Source organism: Fulvivirga kasyanovii, assembly GCF_009711405.1.
GTDB lineage: Bacteria > Bacteroidota > Bacteroidia > Cytophagales > Cyclobacteriaceae > Fulvivirga > Fulvivirga kasyanovii.
On record NZ_SMLW01000666.1, the window covers coordinates 1 to 16410 of the forward strand.

Here is a 16410-nt window from a genome sequence, read left to right on the forward strand (position 1 = left end):
AAAAAGCACACCTGTATTACGTATTTATACTTATTTAATTTGCTATTACGTATTTAATGTACGTATATTTACGTATAAATAATCTTGACTGAACTGTTAATCATAAGGACAAGGTGTCTTTTAACCTGGGCTACTTGAAAAGTGAACCTGGCCTCTAAACCGTAAAAATTATGAAGAACACAAAAACCAGTAAAGCCACAAAAATAAAATTGCGAAGTTTTAGCGCTCCGCACATGAGAACGTTCCATCTGACATGGATGGCTTTTTTCCTTTGCTTTTTTGGATGGTTTGGTATTGCGCCCATGCTATCTATTGTAAGGGATGACTTGGGGATAACAACAGATCAGATAGTCACTGCTAATATGATCGCAGTAGCCTCAACTGTTTTTATGCGACTGATCATTGGTTGGCTATGTGATAAAATAGGACCGCGGATTGCTTACTCCTGGCTGCTTATGCTGGGTTCCATACCTGTAATGCTTATCGGATTGTCCCAGAATTATGAGCAGTTCCTTTTGTTTAGAATGTTGATTGGAACCATAGGAGCCTCATTTGTGATCACCCAATTTCATACTTCGGTGATGTTTGCTCCTAATGTAGTGGGTACTGCCAATGCGACCACTGCAGGCTGGGGAAACCTTGGAGGCGGTGTGACACAGCAGGTGATGCCCTTTGTATTTGCCGGAGCGCTGGCCATATTTGGTACCGAACACCTGGCCTGGAGATATGCTATGGTGGCACCCGGGATACTCCTTTTTGTTATGGGTATCATTTACCGGAATTTTACACAGGATACCCCCGAAGGAAATTACAATGAGCTGACAGCCAGTGGTAAAAGATCTAAAGACGATGGTTCCGGGGCATCTTTTCTTGAAGTTTGCAAAGACTATCGCGTATGGGTATTATTTCTCATTTACGGGGCCTGTTTTGGAGTTGAGCTGATTGTTAATTCAAAGGCTGCACTCTATTTCTACGACTACTTTGACATGGATCTTGCGACAGCAGGTATCGTTGCCGGACTGTTCGGACTGATGAACATTTTTGCACGCTCTCTCGGGGGATTGATCGGGGATAAATTTGGTAAAGGTTCAGGACTTTCAGGAAGGGTAAAGTGGTTATTTACGGCACTTTTTATCGAGGGCTTAACTTTAGTTCTATTTTCCAGAATGGGGACAATCCCCACAATTATCGGATCACTGTTGGTATTCAGCCTTTTTGTGCAGATGAGTGAAGGGGCAACATACAGTGTAGTTCCATTTATAAATAAAAAAGCCCTGGGCGCTGTATCAGGTATAGTTGGCGCTGGCGGTAATGCAGGAGCGGTAGCTGGGATGTTCCTCTTCAAAAAGGAATTGACAGGCCTGGAATGGACTGACTCTTTTTTGATTCTGGGCATAATAGTGAGCTCCGTTTCATTCATGACATTTCTCGTAAGGTTTTCAGTGCAAGCTGAGAAAGAAGTTAAAAAAGAACTGGATGAATCTTTGGTTAACGAAGAAGAACCTGTTGCCGCTATGGCCTAACCCGAACACTTTACTATTCCAGGCATTACGTGACCCAAAAAGCTATGTCAGACTTAAAACAGACCTATAAAACAACATGCTCTTATTGCGGGGTAGGGTGCGGTATTGAGATCACCCGTAACGGCAGGGACCGTTTAAATCTGAGCGGTGACCAATGCCATCCTGTTAATAAAGGCATGCTTTGCTCTAAGGGCATGAACCTGCATTATACCGCCATGGACCGTTCTGACCGGCTGATGTACCCTCATATGAGAGGCAATAAGGGCTACCCGCTGGAGAAAACAACCTGGGATACAGCTATGCAGAGGGCTGCGAGGGTTTTTAAGACATTAATAGACCGGCATGGGCCTGATTCGGTTGGGTTCTATGTTTCGGGGCAGTGCCTCACGGAAGAATACTATCTGGTAAACAAACTGGTCAAAGGTTTTCTGGGTACCAATAATATCGATACCAACTCCAGGCTCTGTATGAGTTCTGCCGTTGCCGGTTACAAGCAGGCGCTTGGAGAAGACTCTGTACCTATTGCTTATGAAGATATTGAGCTGGCAGATTGCTTTTTGATTGCAGGGGCTAACCCTGCCTGGTGTCATCCTATACTTTTTAGAAGACTTGAAGCCCACAAAGCCAAAAATCCTGACACAAAGATCATTGTCGTTGACCCGAGGGTGACAGATACCTGTCAGTCTGCTGACCTTCATTTGCAGATCATGCCGGGTACGGATATGGTGCTGTTCCATGCCATTGGCAGATGCCTGATTGATAACGGGCACATCGACGAAGAATTTATACTCAATCATACCGATGGTTTTAACCTCTACCGAAAAGAGGTGATGAAGATGACCTTGAAAGAAGCCGCTGCCATATGTCGTGTTTCAGTGGATGAAATAAAACTTGCGGCCAATTATATCGGCAGGTCAAAAGGTTTCATTACCATGTGGGCCATGGGTTTGAACCAGAGTACCCAGGGAGTAAACAAGAACCTGGCTTTGCTCAACCTGAACCTTATAACAGGGCACATAGGTAAGCCCGGCTCAGGACCCTTTTCTTTGACCGGCCAGCCTAACGCTATGGGGGGAAGGGAAGTAGGAGGTATGGCCAACCTTCTGGCCGTTCATAAAGATTTGGCCAATCCTCAACACCGTCAGGAGGTGGCCGATTTTTGGAAAGTGGACAAAATCAGGGAAGAGCCCGGACTAACCGCAACAAAAATGTTCGAAGCCCTGCGTGATGGTAAAATGAAAGCCATCTGGATCATTTGTACCAACCCATCCGTTAGCATGCCCAATGCCAGGCTGGTAGATGAGGCACTATCCAATGCCAGCTTTGTTGTGGTACAGGACATTTCCGAGCGTAGTGATACGGCCAAATATGCAGACATGCTCCTGCCTGCTGCATCCTGGCTGGAAAAAGAAGGCACCATGACCAATTCGGAAAGACGGATCAGCCATCTATCCCAAGTGATAGAGCCTCCTGGTGAAGCACTTCCGGACAGTGAAATTATTTGCAGGTTTGCACAAGCTATGGGATTCCATGGTTTTGACTTTAAAAGTGCTGAAGAAATTTATTCGGAGTATTGTGAACTCACCAAAGGGTCCAGCATAGATATTTCCGGCCTGAGCTATGAGAGGTTAAAAAAGGAGGGAACTGTGCAGTGGCCGGTCTACGATTCGAACCATGCCGGTACGTCAAGGCTATTTACCGATCACAAATTTTACACACCAAACCAGCGTGCCCAGATCAAGATCAATGCGCCGGGTGTAGCGGCTGAACCTGTGTCGTCCGATTACCCATTGATATTGACTACCGGTCGCATCAGGGACCAGTGGCACACCATGACAAAAACAGGGAAGGTGAATAAACTTAACAAACATCTGCCCAACCCTTTTCTCGAACTGCACCCGGTTGACGCTGCCGCCAGAGGTATTGGTGACGGCGACCCTGTTGTGATCAGCAATCATCGTGGTGAGGTACGGGTAAATGCAGTCATTACGACCAATATTAAACCTGGCGTGGTGTTCCTTCCCATGCATTGGGGCAAGCTATTGGGGCAGGATTTTGGCCGGGCCAATAATTTGACCGATGATAGTATCGACCCCGTTTCCAAACAGCCGGGATTTAAATTTTCTGCTGTAGAAGTAAAGAAATATGAAAAGCCTCGTCAAAAGATAGTCATTGTAGGTGCCGGAGCGGCTGCCTATCGTTTTATCCATACTTACCGGCAGCGTAATAAAGAAGACGAGCTACATGTATTTTCACGGGAGCCGTGGCCATTTTATAACCGGGTACTCCTGCCGGAATATGTGAATGAAACCAAGGCTTGGGAAGATTTGCTTAAATGCGAGTACGATGAGTTGGAAAAACTCAACATTACCCTTCATCTGTCGAACGCCATTGACAAAATAGACAGAGGCCGTAAAATGGTCACTGACCAACATGGACAGGAGCATGAGTACGATCTGCTGATACTGGCAACAGGTAGCCGTGCCTTTATTCCTCCTGATGCACCCATGTATCTGCCCGGTGTTTTCACTATTCGCGACCGTCAAAATGCGGATGATTTGAAAGCTCACCTGGGAAAAGAAGGGCATGTACTCATGGTTGGCGGAGGGCTGCTAGGGCTTGAGATAGCTGCTGCCCTTCGGGAAATGAATGTCAATATCACACTGGTGCAACTGGGTTCCCGATTGATGGAAAGGCAACTTGACCCAACAGCCAGTTCGCTCCTTAGGCAATATGTTGAAGACATGGATATCACTGTATACACCAATGATCAGGTCAAGCAGATAGGGTTGTTGAAAGACAGTAAGCGGCTGGAAGTCAACCTGCAGAGTGGTAAATCATTGAATTGTGATGCTGTAGTGTATGCCATTGGCACCAAACCAAATATCGAACTGGCCAAAGACGCAGATTTGAGTTGCGGGAGAGGCATTGTTGTTAATCATTACCTTCAGACCAGTGACAGCAGCATTTTTGCTTTGGGAGAGATTGCAGAGTTTGAACAAAAATTAAATGGGATAACCGCTGCGGCGGAAGAACAGGCAGATATTTGCGCCAGATATATTTCGGGTGATCTTTCTGCCACTTATAAAGGTTCGGTTTCCATGAATATTCTGAAATTTTCGCACCTGGACCTCTGTTCCATAGGAATTCCTGAAGTGCCTACCAACGCAAAGGATTATGACGAGATCATCTTTCTTGACCGGTCTCAGTTATATTACAAAAAATGTATTGTTAAAGGCGACAAGCTCGTAGGGACTATCCTAATGGGCGACAAACTTGAGTTTGCAGAGTTTAAAGAGCTGATAGATAGCGGAACAGAACTTTCTGAAAAGCGGATGCAACTCTTAAGATCTAACAAACGACCGGAGCCGGTCTCCGGAAAGCTGGTCTGCTCTTGCAATAATGTGGGCAAAGGTAATATAGAGCAGGCCATAGCTAAAGGCTGCCAGTCATTGAATGAGATATGCCAGAAAACCGGGGCAGGGTTAGGGTGTGGTAGCTGTAAACCGGAAGTACAAAGGATACTTGAAAACTCTCTGGTGAAGTCGGAAGCAGGGTAGGGCTAACATCTTTTAAAATCATTATTTTACTTACATTTAAACAGGCAGAATTATAAAGGAACAGAATATGAAGCTTCGGGAATTGGTTCGGGTATTTGTAAAGGGAGGGATAATCTCACCCGGGGACTTGTTGAAAATTACGGAACTGGCCCAATCATTGGGCGCCTCATGCATTCATTTCGGATCACGTCAGGATATCCTTTTCTCTGTCAAAGAACCAATTCAGGAGGTGCTGGATAAAGCTTTTGAAAGTATCAATACACCTTATGAGATCGATACGTTCAGATATCAAAATATAGCCAGTTCTTTTGTGGCGCTTGATCTTTTGCCAAGTAAAAAATGGTTAGCCTCCCACATTTACCATTATGTACTGGATAGTTTTAATTATCTCCCCAGGCTAAGGATTAATATTGTAGACCCATCGCAAAGCCTGGTACCACTTTTTACAGGGCAGATCAATTTTCTGGCGTCTGACCAGGAAAACTTCTGGTACCTGTACCTGCGCTTTACCGAAATACAGGCGAAGCCCTGGCAGTTTCCTTTATTGATTTATAGTGAAGATATCGCCAAGCTCTCCCTGAAGCTGGAAGAGATGGATATTGTGAACAACAAGTTCAGCTATCAGCAGGTTTATGATGACCTGATAGGCAACCTGAACTTCAACAGCCAGCCTGTAACGGATAACCTGGTGCTCCCTGATACTAATTTTCCATATTATGAAGGCATGAACCGTATGCCGGATGATAAATACTGGCTGGGATTATACTGGCGAAATAATAAGTTTGATATCAACATCCTTAAGGCTATCTGTGAGCGTTGCCTTACTACAGGAGTGGGGAAGCTGAGCCTGACGCCATGGAAATCATTCGTGATCAAAGGGATTTCAGAAAAGTACAAAATAGGCTGGGAAAAGCTGATGGGCAAATTTGGTATGAACCTGAGACATTCTGCCCTGGAGCTGAACTGGCACCTTCCGGCACTTGACCAGGAAGCCCTGGAGCTGAAAAACCATCTGGTTCGTACCCTTGACCAGCAGGATATCAGTACCTATGGCCTGACCTTTACGATTAAAACCACGGATGACATCACGCTTTTTACTTCCATTGTGATAGAAAAAGATCTTGAAAATGATGATATGTTTAACATATTATACTCCAAGAACTTTGACCCCAACTCGATGGAATACAACTATTATGCGAAAGGTGTGGTCAAAGATGTTATCGCTCCGCTGCTCATAGAATTGAGCCACCTTTACTATGAAAGCCTCGAAGAGCATGTGACTGTGAAACCCTCCTCCATAAACAGGCAGAAAGAAGAACATGCAAATGTCTATCAGTGTAAGAATTGCCTTACGCTGTATAATGAAGCATACGGGGATGAAACTGCGGGTATAGTGGCAGGAACACCTTTTGAAAAACTTCCTGACGATTACAAGTGTTCACTTTGCGGAGGAGACAAAACGCTTTATGAAAAGCTACTTTCCCCTGCCTAAGGCTTCCCGTAGCCGCCACCGCCGGGTGTTTTAACCACAAACTTATCTCCGGGATTAAGTTTTTTGCTGTCGATGCCTTCAAGTATTTCTTTTTCACCCGAGGTGGTAATGATATACTGTTCGCCACATTTCCCTTCTTCACCACCTTCGAGGCCATAAGGTTGCTGAATCCGATGCTGCGAAAGTATGGTCATCTCCAGGGGTTTGAGAAAGGTTATCTCCCTGATAATACCGTTCCCTCCTTTCCATTTTCCATTCCCTCCGGAATTTTTCCTGATCTCAAATTTGTCAAGCCTTACCGGGTAGCGCCATTCCATAATTTCAGGGTCGGTAATACGCGTATTGGTCATGTGCTGGTGTACTGCATCCTGTCCATGAAACCCTTTGCCTGCACCGGTACCGCCACATATCGTTTCATAATAGCCAAAGTTATCGTCACCGAATAGCAGATTGTTCATGGTTCCCTGGCTACAAGCTGATAACCTGAGGGCTTTAAGAAGTGTGTCCGTCAACCGCTGGCTTACTTCGGTATTGCCTCCTACCACAGCAGGAGCAGGGGTAAGATGGGCAAAATCAGGATTGAGCATGCCATGAGGTATCTTCATTTCCACTTTTTGAAGAAGCCCTTCATTCAAGGGCAGGTCTTCATCCATAAGCAGGCGCAATACATAAAGCACCACACTGTTGACAATGGCTTCAGTTGCGTTGAGATTTTTTGGGTGAACATCACTTGTTCCGGAGAAGTCAAATAAAATTTTATCCTGATCAATACTAATGTAAACCTGAAGACGGTGGCCGTCATCCAGTGTTTCAGTGGCGGTAAAAGTATGGCCGTACAGTGGTTTAACCTTTTGCAAAAGCTTACTGCTCACATAGCTTTTCAGGAGATGCATGTGCTGCTTAACTTCACCGGCGGAGTAGGAGACACATAGCTTTTTCAAACCTGTAATGCCGGCTTGTAAGGCGGCTACGCCACCTTTGAGGTCAGCAATATTTTCATCAACCGCGCGAGATGGATAAGGAGCATGCGCAAGCAGCCTCTTAATCTCATCCCAGTAAAAGGTTCCTTTTTTTGCCAGGTACATAGGCTCAATAATTACACCTTCCTGATCCAGTTGAGTAGCGTCAGTGGGCATGGAGCCGGGCGTTTTACCGCCTATTTCGGCATGATGTGCCCGGTTGGCTACATAGCCTGTCAGTTCTCCGTTTTCAAACACCCCGCTGATGAGTGTAATGTCTGGCAAGTGCGAACCTCCATAGGCTGGATGATTTGTAATAATAACATCGCCCTCTTCAATAGACATGTGCTCTTTTACCTTTCGTACGCAGATACCCATGCTACCCAGGTGCACGGGAATATGAGGTGCATTTACGATCAGCTCACCGTCAGCGTCCAGTAATGCGCAGGAGAAGTCGAGCCTTTCTTTGACATTCACAGAAAATGATGTCCTTTCCAGCAGAGCACCCATCTCTTCCACTATGCCAATAAACCTGTTTTTGAAAAGCTCGATACTTGCTGCCTCTGGTGTGGAAATTTCTTTTTTATTGGAATTTTCCGCTGTCCTTTCCATAACCGCATGGTTGTTTTGGTCAAGTAAAAACTGCCAGTTGACCTCAATAAAAACGGTACAGTTCTGACTCACCACAATGGCCGGTCCATGAATAATAGCACCTGGTTTAAGCTTTTCCCAAACATAAGTCTGGGCTTCCAGCCAGCCCCTGGAGGTGAGGCATGGTTGTTTCCCAGAAGGCTCAGGAGCGTATTCGACCACACGATAATCGGCTGTATGTTTCTCTGCCTTTTTTGATGAAGCAATGAGCTTGATGGATTCCACTTCCACCGTTTGTCCCTCCAGCCAGTGTCCATAGATCTTTTTGTAAGCCTCTTTGAAGGATTGAAAGTAATCACTGTCATCCTGTACCTCTATTTCAACAGTGTTTTCCTGTCCTCGATAACGTAAGTAGGCCAGCTTTTTTTTCACGTGAATATTCCGGGCTTCAACCCCTTGCTTTTCCAGTTTGGTATAGGCATGCTGTTGCAGTTCAGTCCACCATTTATCCATATCGGACAATGCAGCATTTAAACCGGTCAGCAACTGTTTTTCCGCAAAGGCCTCAATATCAGCCTCACTAATGCCATAGGCGCTGAGCAGCCCGGCATCATAAGGGATAAGAATGGATTGAATATCCAAAAGTTCGGCAATGGCACAGGAATGCTGGCCTCCGGCTCCTCCATAGGTAACCAATGTATAGTTTTTAGGTTCATAACCTTTCCTGACAGAAACCTTCTTTATGGCCTCGGCCATTTTTTCATTGGCTATGGTGAGAAAAGAGTTTAGGAGTCCGGTTCTGTCAGGTTTGACTTCACCGTTTTTCAATGCAAGCATAACACGATCCAACGCCTCTTCAGCGTGCTTTTTATTCAGGGGAATACTGAAATTTTCTTCCACTAACCGACCACAGAGCAGGTTGAGGTCCGTGATGGTAAGCAGGCCGCCGGCTCCGTAACAGGCAGGACCGGGCATAGCGCCTGCACTTTCAGGCCCTACAGTCAGTACTCCTTGGGCAAAGGAGCAAATAGACCCACCCCCGGCTGCAATAGTTTCTATGGACAGACAGGGGCTCAGGATGTGTGCATCTCCGACTTTAGTTTCGTATTGATAATCATAACCATCATTGTACACGGCCACGTCCGTGCTGGTGCCTCCCATGTCAAAGGTCAATATTTTGTTAAAGCCCGATTTTTCGGCAACCGTTTTGGCTCCCACAATCCCCCCTGCAGGGCCGCTTAAGAGACTGTCTTTTGGCGTAAAGAGGTGGGCATTGACCACTGCCCCCGCGCTGGTCATGACATGCAGCCTGCCATTTTTAATGTATTTTTCAATACCCTTAATATAACTGCTAATAATAGGTAGCAGATAAGCATTGGCTATGGCTGTTTCAGCCCGTGGCAGTATTTTGATATTGGTAGATAGTGCAGATGATCGGCTGACATACTCAAAGCCATTGTTGATCAAGGCTTTCTCAAGCAGCTTTTCGTGTAAGGGATTTTTATAGCTATTCATCAATGCTATGGCAACAGAACTGTTTTTAGGTATCGATGAAAGTTCCTTTTCCAGGTCACCCAAATCCGGTTCCGTAAGTACATTACCATCTCTGTCCAGCCTTTCGTTAATCTCGATAACATTTTTATACAGCGGATCAGGCTTTATGATGTTAAGAGCAAAAAGCTCCGGCCGCTGTTGGTTTCCTATGCTAATGAGGTCTTTAAAACCTTTAGTAGTTATAAACAGAACATCAGCGCCTTTCCTTTCCAGCAGCGCATTGGTTCCTCTGGTAGAGCCAAGCCTCATGATCAATGCCGGAAGGTTTTTTTTCAGTGGGGTTGAGGTGAGTAGCCGTGCGGCAAGTACCGGTACTTCTTCATAGGAAGAAATCTGGAATTCAATGGCTTGCTCAACGCTTACCGGAGATTGTAGCTTTATAATGTTCGTGTCAAAATCAATACTTTGAATGATTGACTTTTCACCACTTCCGAGGACTTCAAATCCGAATCCTTCAAAAATATCCTGTCGGATATGCCAGTTGAAGTCGGCCTTAAGTGTATGTGGATCCAACTGCTCTGTAACCAAACCTCGTAAATTGCTGCTGCTGAGAATCTTTAGCCTCTTCATTTGCCCTTCGGGAGAAAGGCCAAGGCAGTCGGTAAATGTTCCTCCGGTGTCTATTGAAATTTGCCACATAAGTAATTGACTTTAGCAGAAAGATAACAAGCACTGAACAAAATATCCTTCTTATAATTATTAAATTAGGACGGCAGCAAATAGTTAAGATAAATGCGAATAATTCTAAAGATATTCCCCTGGCTAATTATCATTCTCCTCGGTATTTGGGCTTACATCACCTATAAGTCGGATCAAAATGTGGAAACGGTGATCAACAGAAGTGCGATACTTCAGGAAATAGAAACGCTGGGCAAGCTGGAGCTGGTAAAGTATAATTTCAAAGAAATAACGGAAGTAACCGAGGTGAGTAAGGAATATTTTCGGTTTTTCAAACTTGGGCCAGACTCTAAAATAGCACTGATCAGTGAAGGCCAGGCGGTGGGCTGTATTGATCTGACAAAGATCAGGGAGAGCGATCTCGTGTTGGAAAATGACACGTTATATGTGAAGCTGCCTTCTCCAGAAATTTGTTATTACAAACTGGATATGGAGAAAACCCGTATCTATTCTCTGCAGACTAATCCCATGAAGGATGAAAAGAAGTTTATTCAGAAGGCATACAAGCATGCTGAGAGGGAAATTAAGGCTTCTGCATTGAACTCAGGGATATTGGAGCAAACCCGAGAAAATGCTGAAACTATATTGAAACCTTTGTTGGAGCAGATCAGTGGTCATAAAGTAATACTGACTACCAGAATAGAGGAGGTGGAAATTGACCTAAACTAACTCAAAAAACTGAAGAAGAGCGTACGACCCCAGCAGGAGGAAAACGACTCCGGGAATGATTTTGATGAATTCACTTTTGGCAATAACCGGCCTTAACCTTTTGGCCAACAGTGCCAGTAAAGCCAGAAGAAAGAAGGTGCCTACAGCGATACCCAATACATAAACGAATACCTGATCAATAGATGCCAGCCTGACCCAGCCCTGGTGTTTGAGGTAAGCCGTGATGCCAATCCAAAAAGGTATGGCCAGTGGGTTCAGTAAGCTGATGATCACACCCTTTCTGAAGCCGCTGTTCCGGATGGTTTCCATCATTTTGGAAGGAGATTTTTTCTGGGGCCAAAGATTGACTACGCCTAAAAGGAGCATGACCGATGCTGCAATAAGTTTGAAGTTGTTGATAATTACGGGTGATGATGTGATCCATCCTTCAAACTGCACGGCAATAAAAGCATAGGGAAATTCAATAAGCGCCGCTGCAATAGCAAACCGTAGTGCCGCACTAAGCCTGCCATCCAGAGAGAGCTGGATCACACTCAGGTTAATGGATCCGGGAGGAATGGAGCCCAAAAAGCTGAAAATGAACGCTATTAAAAAAATCAGTGTCAAAATAGTGCTTTTATTTGTCGATGGCCTTTAGTCTTTTGTATTCAGACCAGCCTTGCTTTACGGAAAGATAAGGAACTCCAAGCTTATGATTGGCCTCACTAATTTGATAAAGTACCTTCCAGTGATGAAATAGCACCCGGTAGCCTTCCCTCAGTGAAAAGCCGGGATGGTAAATGTGAGAAGGTTCTGCACCCGCTCCGTTTAATTCCATGATCTTGACTTTACCGGCCTTAATATCTTGCAGAGAGGCAGCCCTTAGATCAAACCTGCCATAAAAGAAGCCATCGATTTGGTTGCATATGCTGTCAAAAGTTCTTTCCAACTCATTGCAAATGAGGTGATTGCCGTTAAGGAATTTTGTGCCTTTGCAGTGGTTGCCAATGGATACAAGCTCTTTAACTTCTCCCGGTTTAAGTGTGGTTTCCAGTTCGTCCTTAAACTTAATCTGTAAGGTATTCCATTGCAGCTTGGCCCGGTCATTGGCGAGAATAAGTGTTTTCAGCGTGTCCTTGCCATTACCGGTTACCTGAAGCATCTCTTTCAATACTACTGAGCTTACTTTTCCCCGGCTTTCCTGCGGGTGCCGGTAATAGAATATACCTGCTTCGACAGGAAGATCTACATATTCCTGCAAAATGAAACCGGTTGTACTATTGCTTGAATAGGCATTGAGAGAAGCCTTGTCAGTTACTTTTTCTACCCTCCAACCCCTCTCACCTATATCCGGCTTACATATAACAGGAAAGGATATGGCATGATCAGCCATTTTCTCTACCATCTCATCTGTAGAAGTTCGTGCCGGGAAGTACAAGGTTTTGGGGACCAAGTCATCGGGTATTTTGGTCAGTATCTTGAATTTCGATTCACCTAACAAGCCGCCATTTTCTATGCCCGGATTGGAGGCGGTAAAGAAAAACATGGAGCGCGCTTTAATAGATAACCACGCCCAGTAACCGAAGATAGGTAAGTAGACCACTTCAAACGGCCAATATTCCCAACTGCGAACTCTTATAAGGAAATTACTTCTCCACAACCTGCTAAACCACTGCATAACTTCAGTTTATACACCTATACCTGTTTGGCAGATGCCAGCCTGGTTTTCTGAAATTTTATGGTTGAAATGGCCACCCCAAAATGTGCCGGAAGCTCGATATATGCAGCTATTTCCTTTACGCCTATTTTTATTATGGCCATATGATGTATCGCATGCTCGATGTTGTAAGCCAGCTCCCTGAGAAAATTGGTTTCTATCAGTTCAACCTGGTCATCGTTTAAGCAGTAGTTCGCTACCAGTTTAAGTTCTTTATTCTCATTGCTGGAAGTGAAGAAGGAAGAAAGCTCATTTATAATGCTTAATGCTAATTGCTTATCCGTTTCTATAAGGTGGTCGTGGTCGCGATTATCGTAATTGATAATACCCGTAGTGCTATTATTCTTCAGACAAATAAAAAATTCTAAAGTATGCCTGATATGCTGACCAATAGTAGAGTTATTTAAGGTTGGTACTTCTTTTCTGAAATCATCCTCTTTTATATCTCTGACCACAACAGATAGTTGGTCAAGAATATCTTTGCAAGCATCAATTAATTTCATCTTTTTCAATAAGTCAAGAATCAAAGATAGTAGAAACTGTGCATGTAAAGCACATCTTTTCTTCAAATGGTTATTCTATGGGTTATTGGGTGATTTTCTTCCAGTTAGCGTCCGCTGATTTAAGTAGTGGCTCCTCATTTTTGTTCCAGTCTTCAAGCGTATTATAGCCGCTGAAATTATAGAATAAATAGAGCCTTCCGTCTTTGATTTTGTAGGTTTCCGGGTCTATTTTCACTTTCTTTCCATTTTCACCAATGGCATATGCGCACCAGCCTCCATATTGTGGGATGTAATAGTCCGGTGAGTCGATGAATTTTAGACGGTTTGCGTCAGAGGTAAACAAATAAGTTACATCCTTGTAACTATAGCTGATTGATTCCTTACCTTTTTCCGGGTTATGGTCGAAATAGCTTACGGGGTCATATCCCTCTATAGCTACACCTTTTTTGATATTAAAATGCTTATTGCCCTGCGAGAAACTGTTTCCCACGGCAATGAATAGGATGATAAATGTAATGATGGGTCTCATGAGAGATTTAACTGCAATTAATGGACCCGGGTTGTGCAAACGAACCATACTGTCGCCTTCCGTACAATTTGGAATGTGCTATAGCTCACGGATGAGGTCCCAAACCAGGTGAGGTTCATACCCTTTTTGTATCAGGAAGGAGGCTATTTTTTTGCCCATGACGTACTGGTTTTCACCACTTACAGATTGTCTTTTCTTCTCTAGCAACTGATGCAATGTCTCCCGGTAATCCTCTTCATCAATTTCTGCAAGACCACGGTTGATGCAGTAATCTGAGATATTAAGGGCTTTGAGGTGATGGGTGATTTTAATCCTGCCCCATTTTTTCATTCTGAATTTACCGCCTGCGTAGCTAATGGCAAATCGCTCTTCGTTAATGAACCCCTCGGTGATCAGGTCGGTAAGTACATCTTCAACTTCATCGCTGGTGAGGCCCAGGTCAAACAACTTGTCACGTACCTGCTGCTGGGTCCTCTCCTGATAAGCGCAGTAGTCGGCGGCTTTTAATTTGGCTTCTTTTACAGTAAGAGGTTGCTTGGGTTTCATGAGTTACCGTTCACTGTTTATAGATTTTCTGTTCACCGTAAAAACTGTAAACAGTGAACGGCGAATAGAAATTAAGATTTTATCAGGCCTTTGCGTTTCAAAATACTTTCAACAAACTTCCTGTCGTTGTCATTATTAAATATCCTGTAAGGCAGGTGGATAAGCTGGGCTTTGTTAACTATTAAGACAAAATGATCTTTAGCTACGTTCGCTTTTTTTATTTGATCCCACTTTATAGGCATGCCCTGTCTGGCATTTAGTTTTACCAATATTTGCTGACTGTTGATTTCATAAGCCAGTTTTTCGAAAAGCATTTTGGTTTGTTCGAGTTGAGTAACCCCGGCAAACTGGATGAGCCAGAAGAGTATATAAAGTACCAATGCAATACCTGCACCTATAAACCACCACATATTAGGGATCCAGAGATACCCGGCACATATAGCCAGGGCAATCAAAAATACCCACCACTGCTGCTTTAGTACATTTTTTAACGCCAGTTTAATATAAGTACCACTCTCAAGTTTGTACTTCTTAGTTTTTACGATCATAATCTATTTTAAATTATTTAAGAACAATGATAAAAAAATGAAATGAAAATTAGCGTGAACAATACAGCCTCCAGAAAGATAAAGATGATGTTTCTCCGGCCTTTCAAGGTTATATAGCTTTGAGACTGATATCCAAACTTTTAACGGAATGGGTCAATGCGCCCACTGATATGAAATCAACCCCGCATTCTGCCACCTCCCGGATGTTTCTCTCTGTAATTCCACCACTTGCCTCGGTTTGATATTTCCCGTCTATGATTCTTATAGCATCCTTCATTACCGAAGGGATCATGTTGTCAAGCATAATAATATCAATGCCACCGGTTTTTACCACCTCTTCCACTTCCTGAAGATTTCTGGTTTCTACTTCAATTTTAAGATTTCGACCCGTGTCGGCTAGGTATTTCTTAGTGGCTTTTATAGCTTTTTCAATGCCACCTGCAAAGTCTATGTGGTTGTCCTTTAGCATCACCATATCATACAGGCCAAAACGATGATTGGTGCCACCTCCGATGGCTACAGCCCATTTTTCGGCAATCCTGAAATTTGGAGTGGTCTTCCTGGTATCCAGAAGTTTGGCTGTAGTACCTTTTATCAAAGTGGTCATTTCATCGGTGTAGGTGGCTATGCCACTCATGCGTTGCATGCAATTCAGCACCAGTCTTTCACAGGTGAGTATGGATCTGGCCGAGCCTTCCACCGTAAAACCGACATCTCCCTTCTTTACACTTTCTCCATCCCGGATGAGTGTATTGACCACAAGTGTATTATCAAACTTGTCGAAGATTTTTTCTGCTAAAGCAATGCCTGCAATGATACCTTCATCCTTAATCAGGAGCTGGGCCTTGCTCTTGCTTTCTGCCGGAATAGCCGCCAGGGAAGAATGATCGCCGTCACCTACATCTTCCTGTAAAGCCTCCGTGATAAACTTATCAATAGCCTGCTCAGACAAATAGCTTAATTCCATCCTGCAAAAATAAAAAAAGCACTGATTAAACAGTGCTTATAATATGCTAAATGGTCTGTATATGCTATTCTTTTATAAAACTGATCTCATGGATCAGGTATTTATTCCCGGTATCCTTGATCCTTACCCATACTCTATAGGTGTCTCCTTTTGAAATATACTGACCTATAGCATAAGGCAAACCTCCTTTGGAAGCACCCTGATGGACTATGGTAAAGCTTGAAGGTGGATTGTTCTTAAAAAAATCCTTAAGCACGTACTCTGCCTGTGTTTTGCTATAGCTCTGCATGTTGCCGTCAAGCGTAACATCCACACTTTGATTTAAAAACCTTGCAATTTCCTTAGAGCTACCTGTTTTAATGGCTTCTTTAACATCGTTAATAATCTCTCCCTGCGCAAAGCCAAGGTTCGTAATTAAAAGCACAAAAGCGACACTAAATAATATTCTTCCCGTTCTGAATTTCATGTTTGTGGTTAATTAACACTGAATCGGCGACCAAAATTATGCCAAACTGCAGTGATACAATTAAATTTCAAATTAGCACATTAATCTAATACAAGCAACATCGTGTACCATTTATGGTCGGCTTCACTG

General features: G+C 43.8%; 13 protein-coding genes. 4 read left to right on the forward strand and 9 right to left on the reverse strand.

The genetic code is table 11. From position 1 onward, the window contains the following. Positions 1–170 precede the first annotated feature (170 nt). From E1163_RS26470 to E1163_RS26480, 3 genes are all read left to right on the forward strand, one after another. Complete coding sequence (locus tag E1163_RS26470; protein ID WP_155176111.1) at positions 171–1523, forward strand: NarK family nitrate/nitrite MFS transporter; 1353 nt, start codon at positions 171–173, stop codon at positions 1521–1523. 44 nt (positions 1524–1567) lie between these two features. Beyond that, positions 1568–5083 (forward strand): nitrate reductase, encoded by a 3516-nt coding sequence (locus E1163_RS26475; RefSeq protein ID WP_155176113.1) that lies wholly within the window; start codon positions 1568–1570, stop codon positions 5081–5083. A 67-nt stretch (positions 5084–5150) separates the two neighbouring features. After that, positions 5151–6575 carry a rubredoxin gene (locus E1163_RS26480; RefSeq protein ID WP_155176115.1) on the forward strand — a complete coding sequence of 475 codons (1425 nt, stop codon included), beginning with the start codon at positions 5151–5153 and terminating at the stop codon, positions 6573–6575. Here the strand turns inward: E1163_RS26480 and E1163_RS26485 are convergent. Beyond that, positions 6572–10318, reverse strand: coding sequence for a hydantoinase B/oxoprolinase family protein (locus E1163_RS26485; protein ID WP_155176116.1), 3747 nt, complete (start codon positions 10316–10318; stop codon positions 6572–6574). The two genes, E1163_RS26480 and E1163_RS26485, sit on opposite strands and share 4 nt — an antisense overlap. A gap of 93 nt (positions 10319–10411) precedes the next feature. Here E1163_RS26485 and E1163_RS26490 point away from each other — a divergent pair, with 93 nt between their 5' ends. After that, positions 10412–11026 carry a DUF4230 domain-containing protein gene (locus tag E1163_RS26490; RefSeq protein WP_155176118.1) on the forward strand — a complete coding sequence of 205 codons (615 nt, stop codon included), beginning with the start codon at positions 10412–10414 and terminating at the stop codon, positions 11024–11026. Here the strand turns inward: E1163_RS26490 and E1163_RS26495 are convergent. The 8 genes from E1163_RS26495 to E1163_RS26530 all read right to left on the reverse strand — a co-directional run bounded on the left by E1163_RS26495 (position 11018) and on the right by E1163_RS26530 (position 16281). Then, positions 11018–11632: a LysE family transporter gene (locus E1163_RS26495; RefSeq protein WP_155176120.1), complete on the reverse strand. Its 615-nt coding sequence runs from the start codon at positions 11630–11632 to the stop codon at positions 11018–11020. The genes E1163_RS26490 and E1163_RS26495 overlap by 9 nt on opposite strands. Positions 11633–11642: 10 nt before the next feature. Further along, positions 11643–12683 (reverse strand): ATP-grasp domain-containing protein, encoded by a 1041-nt coding sequence (locus tag E1163_RS26500; protein ID WP_155176122.1) that lies wholly within the window; start codon positions 12681–12683, stop codon positions 11643–11645. Between the two features lie 17 nt (positions 12684–12700). Next, positions 12701–13225, reverse strand: coding sequence for a hypothetical protein (locus E1163_RS26505; RefSeq protein WP_155176124.1), 525 nt, complete (start codon positions 13223–13225; stop codon positions 12701–12703). 82 nt (positions 13226–13307) lie between these two features. Further along, positions 13308–13754, reverse strand: coding sequence for a YHS domain-containing (seleno)protein (locus tag E1163_RS26510; RefSeq protein ID WP_155176126.1), 447 nt, complete (start codon positions 13752–13754; stop codon positions 13308–13310). A gap of 78 nt (positions 13755–13832) precedes the next feature. Next, complete coding sequence (locus E1163_RS26515; RefSeq protein ID WP_155176127.1) at positions 13833–14300, reverse strand: regulatory protein RecX; 468 nt, start codon at positions 14298–14300, stop codon at positions 13833–13835. Between the two features lie 71 nt (positions 14301–14371). Next, on the reverse strand, positions 14372–14848 hold the full coding sequence (locus E1163_RS26520; RefSeq protein ID WP_155176129.1) for a YcxB family protein: 477 nt from the start codon (positions 14846–14848) through the stop codon (positions 14372–14374). A gap of 109 nt (positions 14849–14957) precedes the next feature. Next, on the reverse strand, positions 14958–15815 hold the full coding sequence (gene nadC / locus E1163_RS26525; RefSeq protein ID WP_155176130.1) for a carboxylating nicotinate-nucleotide diphosphorylase: 858 nt from the start codon (positions 15813–15815) through the stop codon (positions 14958–14960). Positions 15816–15879: 64 nt separating this feature from the next. Beyond that, positions 15880–16281 (reverse strand): DUF4783 domain-containing protein, encoded by a 402-nt coding sequence (locus tag E1163_RS26530; RefSeq protein WP_155176132.1) that lies wholly within the window; start codon positions 16279–16281, stop codon positions 15880–15882. Between the last annotated feature and the right edge of the window lie 129 nt (positions 16282–16410).

Coding starts and splice junctions, on each gene's coding strand:
- E1163_RS26510 (WP_155176126.1), bottom strand. CDS start 13,754: ATGAGACCCATCATTACATTTATCATCCTATTCATTGCCGTGGGAAAC.
- E1163_RS26480 (WP_155176115.1), top strand. CDS start 5,151: ATGAAGCTTCGGGAATTGGTTCGGGTATTTGTAAAGGGAGGGATAATC.
- E1163_RS26470 (WP_155176111.1), top strand. CDS start 171: ATGAAGAACACAAAAACCAGTAAAGCCACAAAAATAAAATTGCGAAGT.
- E1163_RS26520 (WP_155176129.1), bottom strand. CDS start 14,848: ATGATCGTAAAAACTAAGAAGTACAAACTTGAGAGTGGTACTTATATT.
- E1163_RS26530 (WP_155176132.1), bottom strand. CDS start 16,281: ATGAAATTCAGAACGGGAAGAATATTATTTAGTGTCGCTTTTGTGCTT.
- E1163_RS26475 (WP_155176113.1), top strand. CDS start 1,568: ATGTCAGACTTAAAACAGACCTATAAAACAACATGCTCTTATTGCGGG.
- E1163_RS26490 (WP_155176118.1), top strand. CDS start 10,412: ATGCGAATAATTCTAAAGATATTCCCCTGGCTAATTATCATTCTCCTC.
- E1163_RS26500 (WP_155176122.1), bottom strand. CDS start 12,683: ATGCAGTGGTTTAGCAGGTTGTGGAGAAGTAATTTCCTTATAAGAGTT.
- E1163_RS26485 (WP_155176116.1), bottom strand. CDS start 10,318: ATGTGGCAAATTTCAATAGACACCGGAGGAACATTTACCGACTGCCTT.
- nadC (WP_155176130.1), bottom strand. CDS start 15,815: ATGGAATTAAGCTATTTGTCTGAGCAGGCTATTGATAAGTTTATCACG.
- E1163_RS26515 (WP_155176127.1), bottom strand. CDS start 14,300: ATGAAACCCAAGCAACCTCTTACTGTAAAAGAAGCCAAATTAAAAGCC.
- E1163_RS26505 (WP_155176124.1), bottom strand. CDS start 13,225: ATGAAATTAATTGATGCTTGCAAAGATATTCTTGACCAACTATCTGTT.